Raw genomic sequence first — 13,585 nt, 5'->3', positions numbered from 1 at the left:
GCTATCGCGAGCAGGCTCACTCCTACAGTTGGGGGTTGTGTTTATTCAGATGGTTTTGCGCGACGGGCTCTGAAGAATTCGGTCAGCACTGCTCCACATTCTTCGGCCAGCACCCCACCCTCATACAACACCCGGTGATTCAAAAAGCCCTGGGTAAAGAACTGTCCCTGACTCTGCACAACCCCGGCCTTCGGCTCCAGCGCGCCATACACCACCCGGGCAATGCGTGAATGCACGATCAGCCCGGCGCACATGCTGCACGGTTCCAGCGTCACGTACAGCGTGCTGCCGGGCAGGCGATAGTTGCTGACAGCTTGCGCAGCAGCGCGGATCGCGACCATTTCCGCGTGGGCACTCGGGTCGCTGGTGGTGATCGGGCAGTTGTAGCCACGCCCGATGATTTCACCGTCCTGCACCAGCACCGCGCCCACCGGCACTTCGCCGAGGGCTGCGCCTTGGGCAGCAAGCTCCAGCGCTTCACGCATGAAATCGCGGTCACGGCTGCGGTCGATGATCGCGGCGGGGCGAATCTGGCGCATCACTTCACCTCGATGGCGGCCATCAGGCCGGTTTCCATGTGGTCGATCACGTGGCAATGGAACATCCATACCCCCGGGTTATCCGCCACCAGCGCCACTTGCGCACGCTCGTTCTTGCCCAGCAGATAGGTGTCGGTGAAGTACGGCGTGATCTTGTGCCGGTTCGACGCAATCACCTTGAAGCTCATGCCGTGCAGGTGAATCGGGTGCTGATACTGAGTCATGTTCTTCAGTTCGAAGATGTAGCTCTGGCCCAGTTTCAGGCTGGCAATCGGCCGATCGGCGCAGGTCTTGTCCGTGATGTCCCAGGCCTTGCCGTTGATCTGCCACAGGCTCGGTGGCTTGCCGTTGTCGACATTCACCGACACCGAACCGACCCATTCGAAATTGAAGTTGAGTTTCTCGGCATTCGCCAGATCCGGCTCGGCCACCGGGTTGGCGGGCAAGGCTTTCGGCCACTCGGTTGGCGCATCGTTATTGGCCACCGAGCGCAAGGTTCCCAGTCGCACCGGGCCGTTGCGCAGCGACAACTCTTCACCGGCCGGCGGCGCCTTGATCGCCAGGCAAATGCGCATGCCGGGGCCGAGCCAGTATTCCTTGCCCAGCGGCCGCGGCTCGATCGGGTTGCCGTCCAGCGCATAGATCTGCGCTTCGACGCCGGGGATGTTGATGCGATAGGTCAGGGTGTTGTCGAGGTTGAGCAAACGCACCCGGGTGATCTGCCCCGCCGGTAACTCGATCACCGGCGTTGGCACACCGTTGATGGTCGACAAGCGCCCCGCCGTACCGCCACGCGCCGCTTCACGGGGGATGCTGAACTCGACGAAATTGCCTTGCTCGTCGATGTGCCAGTTCTTCAGACTCAGGGTCTTTTCGTACTTGAAACCGGTCGGCTCGCGCTCTTCGACAATCAACGGCCCGACCAGCCCGCGCCCCAGCTCTTCGCTGCTGCTGACGTGCGGGTGATACCAGTAGCTGCCCGCGTCCGGCACGCGGAATTTGTAATCGAAGTATTCACCGGGCAGCACCGGCAATTGCGAGACGTACGGCACACCGTCCATCTCCAGCGGCAAACGGATGCCGTGCCAGTGAATGGTGGTCGCCACCGGCAGGTGGTTGATGAAACGCACCCGCAGCCACTCGCCCTGACGCACGCGCAATTCAGTGCCCGGCGCCGACGGGCCGAACGCCCAGGCCTCGGTCTTGTGCCCTGGCACCAATTCAACGTCCAGTGGCGCCGCGATCAGCTCGTAGTCGTGGCCCGCGTCAGCATCGGCCATCTTGCCCAGCCAGTAGCGCGACGCGCCTCCCGCTCCGACACCAACGACAACAAGACCGGCCAGGCCACCGAGGATTTGGCGACGGGTAAAGGACATGAACTCAACTACCTCACGTATCTGCGTCGGGCACCGGGCCCGCAAAAGGCAAATACGATACACCTGCAATTGCGAAACAGTAAGGGCAGCGCGGCGGATGGACGCAGTTGCGCCTCGCGCGTACACGATTTCAACTGCTCAGGTGACATAACTATGTAGTGCACATGCATCGAACAGCCGCGCCATCCTGTGCCACCCGTTACTCAAGGACAGAGAGCCCAAACACATGCCCAACCCGATGCCCAACGCCGCCGACAAGGCCGCGCTCAAGGCGATTGCCGCCACCGTCATCCAGACCTGCCCGAGCCTGCAGGACGCTGCTCGACAGGTCGCCAGCGACTTGTTGATCAAATACCAGGTCCACGGCCTCGACCCGGATCAGGTGTATTTCCACCGCTTCGACGCCTCGCAAAGCAGTTCGAATGCCTTCACCGGCTGGGAGCACGTGCACGCCACGCCCACGTCAAGCATGACCCTGACCCAGTTGGTGATTCACCGCTTTCGCGTCGCCGATCAGGACAACGCCGACCTGCTCGATGTCTATGGCGGTTTCTATACTGCCGGTCCCGACGCCCGTACCTTCGATGAACGCAATGAAGTGCGCCTGCATAGCAACGATGTGCTCAAGGACTTCTGGAGCATCGACTTCAGCGCGCTGTACGACGCTCAACTGAACGCATTCTGGAACACCAGCGGCAGCGACTTTCGTACCCTGGCCAAGTGCAACTTCCTGATCAAAGCGCTACAGGCGCGGGACAAACGTCAGCTGAGTGGCGAGGATTTCCAGTTCGTCACGCAAGCGGCGATCGGCCCGCTGACGTGGCCAGTCAGCCTGCCAATGCTGCAGACCAGCCACCCTTGCCCGGACAGTGTGCGCACGCTGGACATTGCCGGTTACGCCGCTACCAACGTCCTGCGTTTCGTCATGCCCCAGGGTCGGCAGATCCTCTACCTGCCCGGCAACAGCGATGCATTCCATGTACTGGAAAGCGCCACCGACCTGCACTTCTGGATCCTGCAGCGGATGAACACACCTGCGGCGCGCGAGACATTCCTTGCGCATTTCTCGCTGGCCGACCGGCAGCAGATCAACGCTAATCTTGGTGACCTGATGAATCGCCTGGTGGCTACGTGGGGCCGCTACGATCACTCGATGATCAATCAGGACAACCGCGCGGTCAGTGGCGACGCCTTCACCTGGCTGAGTGACTCGACCCGCACGGCGATGTTTGCCGAAGCCAGCCTGTCCCTGACCTCCAACGGTGACCTGCGCAAGAAGCTGTGGATCGGCTACCTCAGCGCCGGGGTCAAGGTTTTCGGGCCAATGGCGGTGGTCGGCTGGCCAGTCGCATTGCCGGTGATCGGCGCCAGCATTGCCAACATGGGGCTGAACATCGATCAGGCGGTCAATGGCAAAACCGCCGCCGAGCGCAAGGCCGGGATTGTCGGTGCGGTGCTCAGCGGCATCGACATGCTGTTCAATCTGCTGGCACTCAAGGGCCCGGGATCATTGGCCGAGGTCGGACCCGAGGTGGATGCCGCCGAAGCGGCGGAGATGAGCGACCTGACCGATAAAGTCGGGACGCCGATGGGTGGGCCTCAGCCGCCGATTGCCACCCCCCTGATTGAAGACACCCCGCGACCGGTCATTCCGCCGAGCTGGCAAGCCAATGAGTTGCTCGATGGCATTACGCCGGTGAGCGAGCCCGGAAAATTCCAGGGCATTTATCTGCTCGATTCGAACCCCTCGACCGCCATCCTGATGGACGACACCGCCTATTACGTCCGCTACGAAGCCGACATCAACGGCAGCGGACACTGGGCGGTCATCGATCCTGAGCACCCCCACGGTTTTACTCGCTCGATCCCGGTACGCCTGAACCCTGAGGGTGAATGGGAAGCCATGCCCCGCGCAGGACTCGCCGGCGGTGGCAAACCTTCGGCACTGGCCGGATCAAGCAGCCGCAGCCCGCTGACCGCCCTGCCCGCCTCGCAATACGACGTACCCGCACCGCTCAAGGCGCATCTGGAGGAAGGCGCGGCCGGGCTGAATGACGAGGCCTTGCGCGATTTCTACGACAGCCTGAACGAGTTCGATGCCTACCGCGACTTCAAGGTCATCCGCAAACGCCTGTATCACGATGCACTGGATTTTTTCAGCACGCTGCGCCTGCCCGTTCGTCCTCCGGTGCCCGCCCTGGCGGCAGACGCGACCGCCGAAGAAATCATCGAGAAAATCCTCGAACATGCCCGGGGCCTGGTCATCGGCGAGAGCCACACGGCCATCGGCAGCAAGCAATGGCTGATCGAGAACATGCAATTGCTCGCCAGCAAACAGGTGAAGAGCCTGTACATGGAGCACCTGCTGACCGATTTCCATCAAGCCGCGCTTGATGAGTTCTTCCGCACCGGCAACATGCCGCAAAAACTCGAGGCCTATCTCAAGGCACTCGACGTCGGCAACATGACCGATCCGCTGGAGCGCTACACGTTCCTGGAACTGGTCAAGGAAGCCAGAAAGCAGGGGATCCATGTACAAGCCATCGATTGCATGGCGAGTTACCGACTCAACGGCATGGACTTGCCATTGGGCAACAACACCGCGCGGCAGAAAATGATGAATTACTTCGCGCGTCTGATGATCCGTGCCGATCAGTCCGCACGCGGCGCGCACAAATGGGTGGCGCTGATGGGCAACTCTCACTCCAACACTTTTGATGGGGTTGCCGGCGTCAGCGAACTGGAAGAGGCAATCGGCATTCGCGTCGAGGATGTCGCCGAAGGGACTTCACGGGGCATTGAAGTCGATCCCGGGAGAATCCTGCCCTTGGGCGGTACGGCGCACGATCGTTCCGCGCTGGTCAGAGGCGACTTGCGCCTGCAAATCGAAACACCCTGGACCGCGCACACCATGACCGAATTCGAAACCCTGCTGCCTCGCTACGGCATGTACTCCCTGAAGCAGCAACCCAACCTGACATTCATCGTCCATCGCAGCCGCACCCGAGAACTGGTACGGACCGTCATCGACACAGACGGCAAGCACTTCTACATCGAACGCCCCGGCTGGACTTCGGTGAGCGGTAAACGCTACCCGAGCATGAAAGCCCTGCTGCAAGCTCTGGATGACATGGGCATGCAACTGGGTGGCTGGTCAAAACCGCTGTAACGCAAAAACAGAAAAGCCGTGTGAAACGGATTTCACACGGCTTTTCGGTTGCGGCGATCAAGCCTTTACGGCTTGCGCGGGATCACTCCCACTCAATGGTCGCCGGCGGCTTGCTCGACACGTCGTAAGTGACGCGCGAAATACCTTCGATTTCATTGATGATGCGGCCGGAGACGGTTTCCAGCAGTTCGTAAGGCAGGTGTGCCCAACGTGCGGTCATGAAGTCGATGGTTTCCACGGCACGCAGGGCCACGACCCAGGCGTAACGACGGCCGTCGCCGACCACGCCAACCGATTTCACTGGCTGGAACACCACGAATGCCTGGCTGACTTTGTGGTACCAGTCGGCTTTGCGCAGTTCTTCGATGAAGATGTGGTCGGCGCGACGCAGCAGGTCGGCGTATTCCTTCTTCACTTCACCGAGGATACGCACGCCCAGACCCGGGCCCGGGAACGGGTGACGGTAGACCATGTCGTACGGCAGGCCCAGTTCCAGACCCAGACGACGGACTTCGTCCTTGAACAGTTCGCGCAGTGGCTCGACCAGTTTCAGGTTCATTTCTTCCGGCAGGCCGCCCACGTTGTGGTGCGACTTGATCACGTGGGCCTTGCCGCTTTTCGCGCCAGCCGACTCGATCACGTCCGGGTAGATGGTGCCTTGCGCCAGGTACTTGATGTTGTCCAGCTTGCAGGATTCGGCATCGAACACGTCGATGAAGGTACGGCCGATGATCTTGCGCTTCTTCTCCGGGTCGGCTTCGCCGGCCAGGTTGTTCAGGAACTGGTCTTCCGCGTTGGCGCGGATCACCTTGACGCCCATGTTCTCGGCGAACATGGCCATCACTTGCTCGCCTTCGTGCAGACGCAACAGGCCGTTGTCGACGAACACGCAGGTCAACTGGTCGCCGATGGCCTTGTGCAGCAGCGCCGCAACCACCGAGGAGTCAACGCCGCCGGACAGACCCAGCAGCACGTTGTCGGTGCCGACCTGTGCGCGGATGTTGGCGATGGCGTCTTCAGCGATCTTCGACGGAGTCCACAGGGCTTCACAGCCGCAGATGTCGAGCACGAAGCGCGAGAGGATGCGACCGCCCTGCTTGGTGTGGGTCACTTCCGGGTGGAACTGCACGCCGTAGTAAGCGCGCTCGTCGTTGAACATGCCGGCGATCGGGCAGCTTGGGGTGCTGGCGAGGATGTGGAAGTCTTCCGGCATCTTGGTGACCTTGTCACCGTGGCTCATCCACACGTCGAGACCGAACAGGCCGTCGGCGTCGATGTGGTCCTCGATGCCGTCGAGCAAGCGGCTCTTGCCGACTACGTCAACGCGGGCGTAACCGAACTCACGCAGCTCGGAACCTTCAACCTTGCCGCCCAGTTGCTCGGCCATGGTCTGCATGCCGTAGCAGATACCGAAGACCGGCACGCCCAGATCGAAGACTGCCTGTGGGCAGCGCGGGCTGTTGGCTTCGTGCACGGACTCGGGGCCGCCGGCGAGGATGACGCCTTTAGGTGCGAATTCGCGGATCGCCTCTTCGTCCATGTCGAACGGGTGCAGCTCGCAATACACACCGATCTCGCGCACGCGGCGGGCAATCAGTTGGGTGTATTGCGAACCGAAGTCGAGGATCAGGATGCGGTGAGCGTGAATGTCGAGGGCCATGATTCAGTCTCGTCTAAGTAATTCAGAAACAGTCGTGATTCAGAAACAACTCGGGGCTGAATAAAACAGCCCCGGTTGCTTAACGATTTGCTTGAAGCATCAACCTACGCGGTAGTTTGGCGCTTCTTTGGTGATCTGCACGTCGTGAACGTGGGATTCGGCCATACCGGCACCGGTGATCCGCACGAACTCAGGCTTGGTGCGCATTTCTTCGATGTTGGCGCTGCCGGTGTAACCCATCGAGGAACGCAGACCGCCCATCAACTGGTGGATGATCGCCGTCAGGGTGCCTTTGTACGGCACACGGCCTTCGATCCCTTCCGGAACCAGTTTCTCGGCGCCTGCCGAGGAGTCCTGGAAGTAACGGTCGGAAGAACCTTGCGCTTGAGACATGGCGCCCAGCGAACCCATACCGCGATAAGCCTTGTACGAACGGCCCTGGAACAGTTCGATCTCGCCCGGCGCTTCTTCAGTACCGGCGAACATCGAACCCATCATCACGCAGGACGCCCCAGCGACGATGGCCTTGGACAGGTCACCGGAGAACCGGATGCCGCCGTCGGCGATCAACGGTACGCCAGTGCCTTCAAGGGCAGCGGCGACGTTGGCGATGGCACTGATTTGCGGCACGCCGACACCGGCGACGATACGGGTGGTGCAGATCGAGCCAGGGCCGATACCGACCTTGACCGCATCGGCACCCGCTTCGGCCAGGGCCTTGGCGGCTGCGCCGGTGGCGATGTTGCCGCCGATCACCTGCACTTCAGGGAAATTCTCTTTGACCCAGCGAACGCGGTCGATCACACCCTTGGAGTGACCGTGTGCGGTGTCGACCACCACCACGTCCACACCGGCGTTGACCAGCGCGGCAACGCGGTCACCGGTGTCTTTACCGGTACCGACGGCAGCGCCAACGCGCAGACGACCTTGATCGTCCTTGCTGGCCAGCGGGTAGGCTTTGGCTTTTTCGATGTCTTTGACGGTCATCATGCCTTTGAGGGCAAACTTGTCGTCGACGATCAGGACTTTTTCCAGGCGGTGCTTGTGCAGCAACTCGCGGACTTCGTTCTTGTCGGCGCCTTCACGCACGGTGACCAGACGCTCTTTAGGCGTCATCACTTCACGTACGGTGGCTTCCAGACGGGTTTCGAAGCGGACGTCACGGGAGGTGACGATGCCGACCAGGTCGCCATCGTGCAGCACCGGAACGCCGGAAATGTTGTGCATGCGGGTCAGTTCGAACAGGTCACGCACCGTGGCATCAGCCTCGATGGTGATCGGATCTTTCACGACGCCGGCTTCGAACTTCTTGACCTTACGCACTTCGGCAGCTTGCTGCTCGATGGTCATGTTCTTGTGGATGATACCGATACCACCTTCCTGAGCCATGGCGATTGCCAGACGGGCTTCAGTAACGGTGTCCATGGCGGCAGAAACCAGAGGAATATTCAGCTCGATGCCACGGGTAAGGCGGGTCTTGAGACTGACTTCGTTAGGAAGCACCTCGGAATAACCAGGCACTAGGAGAATGTCGTCGAATGTCAGAGCTTCTTGGCTGATACGCAGCATCGCGGGGGCTCCCGAGCGGGAAAATGGAAGCGCGCCATTATAGTCAGACACCCCCTGCTGTTCAATGTAAAACTCAGCTTAATATCAATGTTGCTGATATACGGAGACCCCCGCTGCTACAGCTCCACCTTGACCCAAGAGACAGGTTGATCGAGCCAATCGGCGAACTCATCGATAAAGCTCTGCTTGAACCCGGCTTCCAGCCAGTTGTTGAAGATGAAGCCGAGGTTGGAAAACGCACATTCCTGCAAGAACAGAAAGCCGTTGATGTCGTCTTCATGCCCGCATTCCGGGCAGGTGAAGTTGTCGGTGCGGCCTGGAAACCAGTCTTCCAGGCTTTCGAACAGCGCTTCGCCGACTTCGCGGCGGCACTCGGCGCACCCGGCTTCTTCGAGAAAGCCCTTGGCCGGCGTGTAGATGCAGCGCTTGACGATGATCTCCAGGCCGTTGATCGGCTCACCGAAGGGCAGCGCCTCGGGGTGCAGCACCACCGCACGCGCGCCGTCGGCAATCGCATGGGCCATGCGATTGCCGGTGCGGCCGCAAGTGGTCAACTGTTCTTCGATGATGTTCTTGCGCACCAGCCAGCGCACGATCGCCCGCGCCCGGGGTTCGTGGACCGGCAGGGTGGAGATTTTCGGGACGATGATGCTTTGCGAATTCATGGAAAGTCCTGCGGTATGGCTTCTGACGCCTTCGCGGGCAAGCCCGCTACCACAGGGATATGCATTCCAATGTGGGAGCGGGCTTGCCCGCGAAGGGGCCCTAAAGGCCGGCAGCTTAATCCCTGACGAAATCCGGTCAAGTGCTCACGCCATACTAATAATGTAGCGCCCGATCAACGCAATCCCGCTCGCCAGCACCAGCCAGGTCACCAATCGGACAAACGCCTCGCGCGACAAGCGCATCGTCAACCGCCGCCCGATCCACAGGCCCAGCACCATGGCCGGCAACAGACACAGCGCCAGCATCAACAAGGGTAGCTCGGCATACACCCCGGCGATGGCGAACAGGCTCAAACGTACCACCGTGCTGCAACTGATCAGCGCACTTTGCGTGGCCCGCGCCGCGTCCTTGGGCAGGCGGCTGTTGAGATAGATCGCATATAGAAAGCCGCCACTGCCAAACAGCGCGCCAAACAGCCCGCCTACCGTGCCCATCGGTAGCGCCCATGCGGCAGACAACTGCGTCGGCCGGGTTTTCACCCACAGGCTGTAAACCGCATAAGTGCTGATGAATAACCCCATCAACAGCAACAACAGATCGGATTTGAGGTTAAGCAGGAAAATCACCCCCAACGTGCACCCCACCGCCATGCACGGCAGCAGCCGTAACAACTCAGGCTTCGCCACATCCCGGCGCGAGGGCAGCAGATTGCCGAACGCCGCGACGAAATCCAGCAGCACCAGCAGCGGCACGATTTTCGACAACGGCATGAACAGAATCAGAATCGGCCCCGCGACCAGTGCGGTACCGAACCCGGCAATCCCGAAGACGATATAGGCCAACGCGATTCCCAGGCCGATCACCACCCAGCCGCCCGCGCCCCACGTCCACTCGCTCAATAACCCCGCCACGCTCATCGGTTCGCTTCCTTTATAAGCCTGTGATGACTTTAGCCAGCGCCAAGCCTTGCGACTAATATGTTCAAAGCCACTCACTCATCTCGAAAAGGCATACCTGATGCTTTCAACCCGTCAACTGCGCTACTTCGTGGAAATCGCCGAATGCGGCAGTTTCAGCGCCGCGGCTGAACGCCTGTTCATCGCGCAGTCGGCGCTGAGCCGGCAGATCAAGGACATGGAAACCCGCCTGCAAACCGCGCTGTTCGAACGCACCGCACGCCAGCCCCGGCTCACAGCGGCGGGTGAGGCGTTTCTGCCCCGGGCCAGAAACCTGCTCAACGAACTGAGCAAAGCCAGCACGATGGCGACCGAAGTCGGTAACGGACAACTGGGCACGCTGCGTCTGAGTCATTCCAGCACCGTATCGATCAACGGGCATTTATTACGTCGGATCAGCACTTATCTCGATCAGCAGCAGGGCGTGTCGCTGGACATCGGCAAGCTGTCCTCCGAGGCGCAGCTTGAGGAACTCGCGGAAGGACGCCTCGACATTGGCCTGTTGCGCCTGCCGGTGCTGCGTCAGCGTGAAGGTATTCAGGTTGTGCCATTGTTCACCGAACGCTTGCTTCTGGCGGTGCCGAACGATCATCGCCTGGCCGATTCAGCCGCTGTCGAATTGGCGCAACTGAAGGACGAGCCGTTTATCTCGATCCCGCATCCGCAGCGTGGCGGGCTCAGTTACTTGTGCGCTGACCTGTGTATGCGTCAGGGCTTTTTTCCCAAAGCGGCGCGGGTGATGTCGCGCAAAACTACGCAGTTGCAGTTGATTCAGGCTGGATTCGGCATCGCCCTGCTGCCCGAATCAATGCAGGACATCGCCCCCGACGGCGTACGATTCTTACCGCTGAGTGATCCCGATTGCCAAAGCACCGTCGCCCTCGCCTATCGGCAAACCCCCACGTCACTGGTGCAACACTTCATCAATATGTTCACAAAACCCTGTGGGAGCGGGCTTGCTCGCGAAAGCGGCGTGTCAGTCGAAACTTGATGTGCCTGCCACACCGCTTTCGCGAGCAAGCCCGCTCCCACAAGGGGTTTTGTGTTGGGTCATGGTGATCGACAGGCAAATGCCCTTAAACTGCGCCCCATGATTAAAGATCCCTTTGCAAGACTTGGCCTGGACCGTGAAGTCCTGACCGTCAGCCAGCTCAACGGCCGCGCGCGGGTGTTGCTCGAAGACGTGTTCAGCAACATCTGGGTCGAAGGCGAAATCTCCAACCTCGCCCGCCCGGCGTCCGGTCACGTGTATTTCACCCTCAAGGACAGCGGTGCGCAGGTGCGTTGCGCGCTGTTCCGCAATAATGCGGCGCGGGTGCGTCAGGCGCTGAAGGACGGTCTGGCCGTGAAGGTGCGCGGCAAGGTCTCGCTGTTCGAAGGCCGTGGCGACTATCAGCTGATTCTCGATACCGTGGAGCCGGCCGGTGACGGCGCGCTGCGCCTGGCCTTCGATGCACTGAAGGAAAAGCTCAGCGCCGAAGGCCTGTTCAGTGCCGAACGCAAAGTGCCGTTGCCGGCGCATCCGCAACGCATCGGCATCATCAGTTCGCCGACCGGCGCGGTGATTCGCGACATCATCAGCGTGTTCCGCCGCCGGGCGCCGCAGGTGCAACTGACGCTGATCCCGAGTGCCGTGCAGGGCCGTGAAGCCACCGCGCAAATCGTCCGCGCCCTGAAACTGGCCGACGCCCGTGGTTTCGACGCACTGATCCTCGCCCGGGGCGGTGGTTCGCTGGAAGACCTCTGGTGCTTCAATGAAGAAGCCGTGGCCCGCGCTGTCGATGCCTGCGTGACGCCGATTGTCAGCGCCGTCGGGCATGAAACCGACGTGTCGATCAGTGACTTCGTGGCTGACGTGCGCGCCCCAACGCCCTCCGCTGCCGCCGAACTGCTGGCCCCGGATTCGAGCCACCTGATCCGTCAGGTGGAAAGCCTGCACCGGCGTCTGGTGATGCGCATGCGCGACCGGCTGATGCGCGATCGTCTGCGCCTGGAAGGCATGGCCCGCCGTCTGCGCCACCCCGGCGAACGCCTGCGTCAGCAAGCGCAACGCCTGGATGACCTGGACATGCGCATGCGCCGGGCGTTCGAACGCCAACTGAATACCCGCCGCGAGCGCCTGATCCGTCTGGAAACCCGCCTCGCCGGGCAACACCCGGGACGCCAACTGGCGATGCTGCGCCAGCGCCTCGACAGCCTCGCCGAACGCCTGCCGCGAGCCATGCGCGAAGGCCTGAAAAGCCGTCGCCTGCAATTGCACAGCCAGATGCAGACGCTGCATGTGGTCAGTCCGCTGGCAACCCTCGGCCGTGGCTACAGCATCCTGCTGGATGAACGCGGGCACGCCATTCGCAACGCCGCGCAGACCCACACCGGCCAACGCCTGAAGGCCAGACTGGGCGAAGGCGAACTGCAAGTGCGCGTCGAGGACAACCACCTGACGCCTGTCACCCTTTCTTTACTGGACTGATCCATGCCGCGTTTTTTTGCTCCGTTATTGTTGCTGTGCCTGACCTCCTTCAACGCCCACGCCGACAGTTACATCACCCGTTTGCTGAACAAACCGGTGCCGGGCGGGGTGGCGGTGGTTGATCTGGGCAGCGCCACTCAGGCGCCTAAAGCCACCTATCAGGGCAAACCGGTGCTGGTGGTGAAAGAACAGAACAACTGGCTGGCGATTGTCGGTGTGCCGCTGACGGTCAAACCCGGCAGCCAGCAGATCAGCAGCGGTGGGCGCAATCTGCCGTTCACGGTTGGCAACAAGAAATACCCGGAACAGCACATCACCCTGAAGAACACTCAACAGGTCAATCCGAACCCGGCCAACCTCAAGCGCATCGAGGGTGAACTGGCCGAGCAGATCAAGGCTTACCGCAGCTTCAGCCCGAACACCCCGAGCAACCTGCTGCTGGACAAACCGGTCAACGGACCATTGTCGAGCAAGTTCGGTGTGCGCCGCTTCTTCAATGGTGAAGAGCGCAACCCCCATGCCGGTCTCGACTTTGCGGTGCCGGCCGGTACGCCGATCAAGACTCCGGCGGCGGGCAAGGTGATTCTGACCGGCAACTACTTCTTCAACGGCAACACGGTGTTTGTCGATCACGGCCAGGGCTTTATCAGCATGTTCTGCCACATGTCGAAAATCGACGTGAAGGTCGGCGATCAACTGGCCCGTGGCGCGGTGGTGGGCAAGGTCGGTTCGACCGGCCGGGCAACCGGGCCGCATATGCACTGGAACATCAGCCTGAACGATGCGCGGGTGGATCCGGCGATTTTCATTGGTGCGTTCCAACCGTAATTCCTGATTGAGGCTACCGGCCCCTTCGGGAGCAAGCCCCCTCCCACACTGGATTTGTGTTGTGAACACGATCAACTGTGGGAGCGGGCTTGCTCGCGAAGGCGGCCCATCCCACACCGCAAATACTGCTCACACCCCACCAGTTTCAATTGCGCCCCAATCCAACCCCGCGCAAACATCAATAAGATCATCCGCCTGAAGCACAATAAAATCGCGCCGATCGCAGCTTTTCGAGTATTCCTCTCAATTTTTTTCGACTGCTTGCCATCCTCTCCCCTCGCGGTTAGGGTTGAAGGCATGAAAACCTCTCACACCCTTATTCAGCTTCGCCAGCACCGTAGTTTGTGCCTCG

Annotated in this window: 10 protein-coding genes; 4 read left to right on the top strand and 6 right to left on the bottom strand. The window is 60.9% G+C overall.

Annotated features, from left to right (window positions below):
- Positions 1 to 41 precede the first annotated feature (41 nt).
- Positions 42 to 539, bottom strand: coding sequence for a tRNA adenosine(34) deaminase TadA (gene tadA / locus J1G18_RS15415; RefSeq protein ID WP_135296498.1), 498 nt, complete (start codon positions 537 to 539; stop codon positions 42 to 44).
- Complete coding sequence (locus tag J1G18_RS15410) at positions 539 to 1,915, bottom strand: multicopper oxidase family protein (RefSeq protein ID WP_095136913.1); 1,377 nt, start codon at positions 1,913 to 1,915, stop codon at positions 539 to 541. The genes tadA and J1G18_RS15410 overlap by 1 nt, the downstream gene beginning before the upstream one ends.
- 226 nt (positions 1,916 to 2,141) lie before the next feature.
- Between J1G18_RS15410 and J1G18_RS15405 the strand changes: the two genes are divergently transcribed.
- Complete coding sequence (locus J1G18_RS15405; RefSeq protein ID WP_223008015.1) at positions 2,142 to 5,084, top strand: membrane-targeted effector domain-containing toxin; 2,943 nt, start codon at positions 2,142 to 2,144, stop codon at positions 5,082 to 5,084.
- A gap of 82 nt (positions 5,085 to 5,166) precedes the next feature.
- Here the strand turns inward: J1G18_RS15405 and guaA are convergent, their stop codons facing one another.
- The 4 genes from guaA to J1G18_RS15385 form a co-directional block, all read right to left on the bottom strand.
- Entirely contained in the window at positions 5,167 to 6,744 is a 1,578-nt protein-coding gene (guaA, locus tag J1G18_RS15400; RefSeq protein WP_027612122.1) for a glutamine-hydrolyzing GMP synthase, read from the bottom strand.
- A gap of 99 nt (positions 6,745 to 6,843) precedes the next feature.
- Positions 6,844 to 8,313: an IMP dehydrogenase gene (guaB, locus tag J1G18_RS15395; RefSeq protein ID WP_027612123.1), complete on the bottom strand. Its 1,470-nt coding sequence runs from the start codon at positions 8,311 to 8,313 to the stop codon at positions 6,844 to 6,846.
- Between the two features lie 116 nt (positions 8,314 to 8,429).
- The gene (locus tag J1G18_RS15390) at positions 8,430 to 8,978 is read right to left on the bottom strand and encodes a hypothetical protein (RefSeq protein ID WP_027612124.1); all 549 of its coding nucleotides are present in this window, start codon (positions 8,976 to 8,978) and stop codon (positions 8,430 to 8,432) included.
- Between the two features lie 144 nt (positions 8,979 to 9,122).
- Positions 9,123 to 9,896 (bottom strand): sulfite exporter TauE/SafE family protein, encoded by a 774-nt coding sequence (locus J1G18_RS15385; RefSeq protein ID WP_223008014.1) that lies wholly within the window; start codon positions 9,894 to 9,896, stop codon positions 9,123 to 9,125.
- A gap of 100 nt (positions 9,897 to 9,996) precedes the next feature.
- Between J1G18_RS15385 and J1G18_RS15380 the strand changes: the two genes are divergently transcribed.
- From J1G18_RS15380 to J1G18_RS15370, 3 genes are all read left to right on the top strand, one after another.
- Positions 9,997 to 10,926, top strand: a complete 930-nt coding sequence (locus tag J1G18_RS15380; RefSeq protein ID WP_223008013.1) for a LysR family transcriptional regulator — start codon at positions 9,997 to 9,999, stop codon at positions 10,924 to 10,926.
- Between the two features lie 99 nt (positions 10,927 to 11,025).
- Positions 11,026 to 12,405 carry an exodeoxyribonuclease VII large subunit gene (gene xseA, locus J1G18_RS15375; protein WP_223008012.1) on the top strand — a complete coding sequence of 460 codons (1,380 nt, stop codon included), beginning with the start codon at positions 11,026 to 11,028 and terminating at the stop codon, positions 12,403 to 12,405.
- Positions 12,406 to 12,408: 3 nt separating this feature from the next.
- A complete protein-coding gene (locus J1G18_RS15370) occupies positions 12,409 to 13,233 on the top strand; it encodes a peptidoglycan DD-metalloendopeptidase family protein (protein ID WP_135296503.1) in 825 nt (274 codons plus the stop codon).
- Positions 13,234 to 13,585: the final 352 nt, after the last annotated feature.

The organism is Pseudomonas sp. MIS38, assembly GCF_019891575.1.
Taxonomy (GTDB): Bacteria; Pseudomonadota; Gammaproteobacteria; order Pseudomonadales; family Pseudomonadaceae; genus Aquipseudomonas; species Aquipseudomonas putida_A.
This window is presented reverse-complemented; position numbering and strand designations above follow the sequence as displayed.

Excerpts from the sequence above, each read along its gene's own strand:
- tadA (WP_135296498.1), bottom strand. The coding sequence starts at position 539 with ATGCGCCAGATTCGCCCCGCCGCGATCATCGACCGCAGCCGTGACCGC.
- J1G18_RS15410 (WP_095136913.1), bottom strand. The coding sequence starts at position 1,915 with ATGTCCTTTACCCGTCGCCAAATCCTCGGTGGCCTGGCCGGTCTTGTT.
- J1G18_RS15405 (WP_223008015.1), top strand. The coding sequence starts at position 2,142 with ATGCCCAACCCGATGCCCAACGCCGCCGACAAGGCCGCGCTCAAGGCG.
- guaA (WP_027612122.1), bottom strand. The coding sequence starts at position 6,744 with ATGGCCCTCGACATTCACGCTCACCGCATCCTGATCCTCGACTTCGGT.
- guaB (WP_027612123.1), bottom strand. The coding sequence starts at position 8,313 with ATGCTGCGTATCAGCCAAGAAGCTCTGACATTCGACGACATTCTCCTA.
- J1G18_RS15390 (WP_027612124.1), bottom strand. The coding sequence starts at position 8,978 with ATGAATTCGCAAAGCATCATCGTCCCGAAAATCTCCACCCTGCCGGTC.
- J1G18_RS15385 (WP_223008014.1), bottom strand. The coding sequence starts at position 9,896 with ATGAGCGTGGCGGGGTTATTGAGCGAGTGGACGTGGGGCGCGGGCGGC.
- J1G18_RS15380 (WP_223008013.1), top strand. The coding sequence starts at position 9,997 with ATGCTTTCAACCCGTCAACTGCGCTACTTCGTGGAAATCGCCGAATGC.
- xseA (WP_223008012.1), top strand. The coding sequence starts at position 11,026 with ATGATTAAAGATCCCTTTGCAAGACTTGGCCTGGACCGTGAAGTCCTG.
- J1G18_RS15370 (WP_135296503.1), top strand. The coding sequence starts at position 12,409 with ATGCCGCGTTTTTTTGCTCCGTTATTGTTGCTGTGCCTGACCTCCTTC.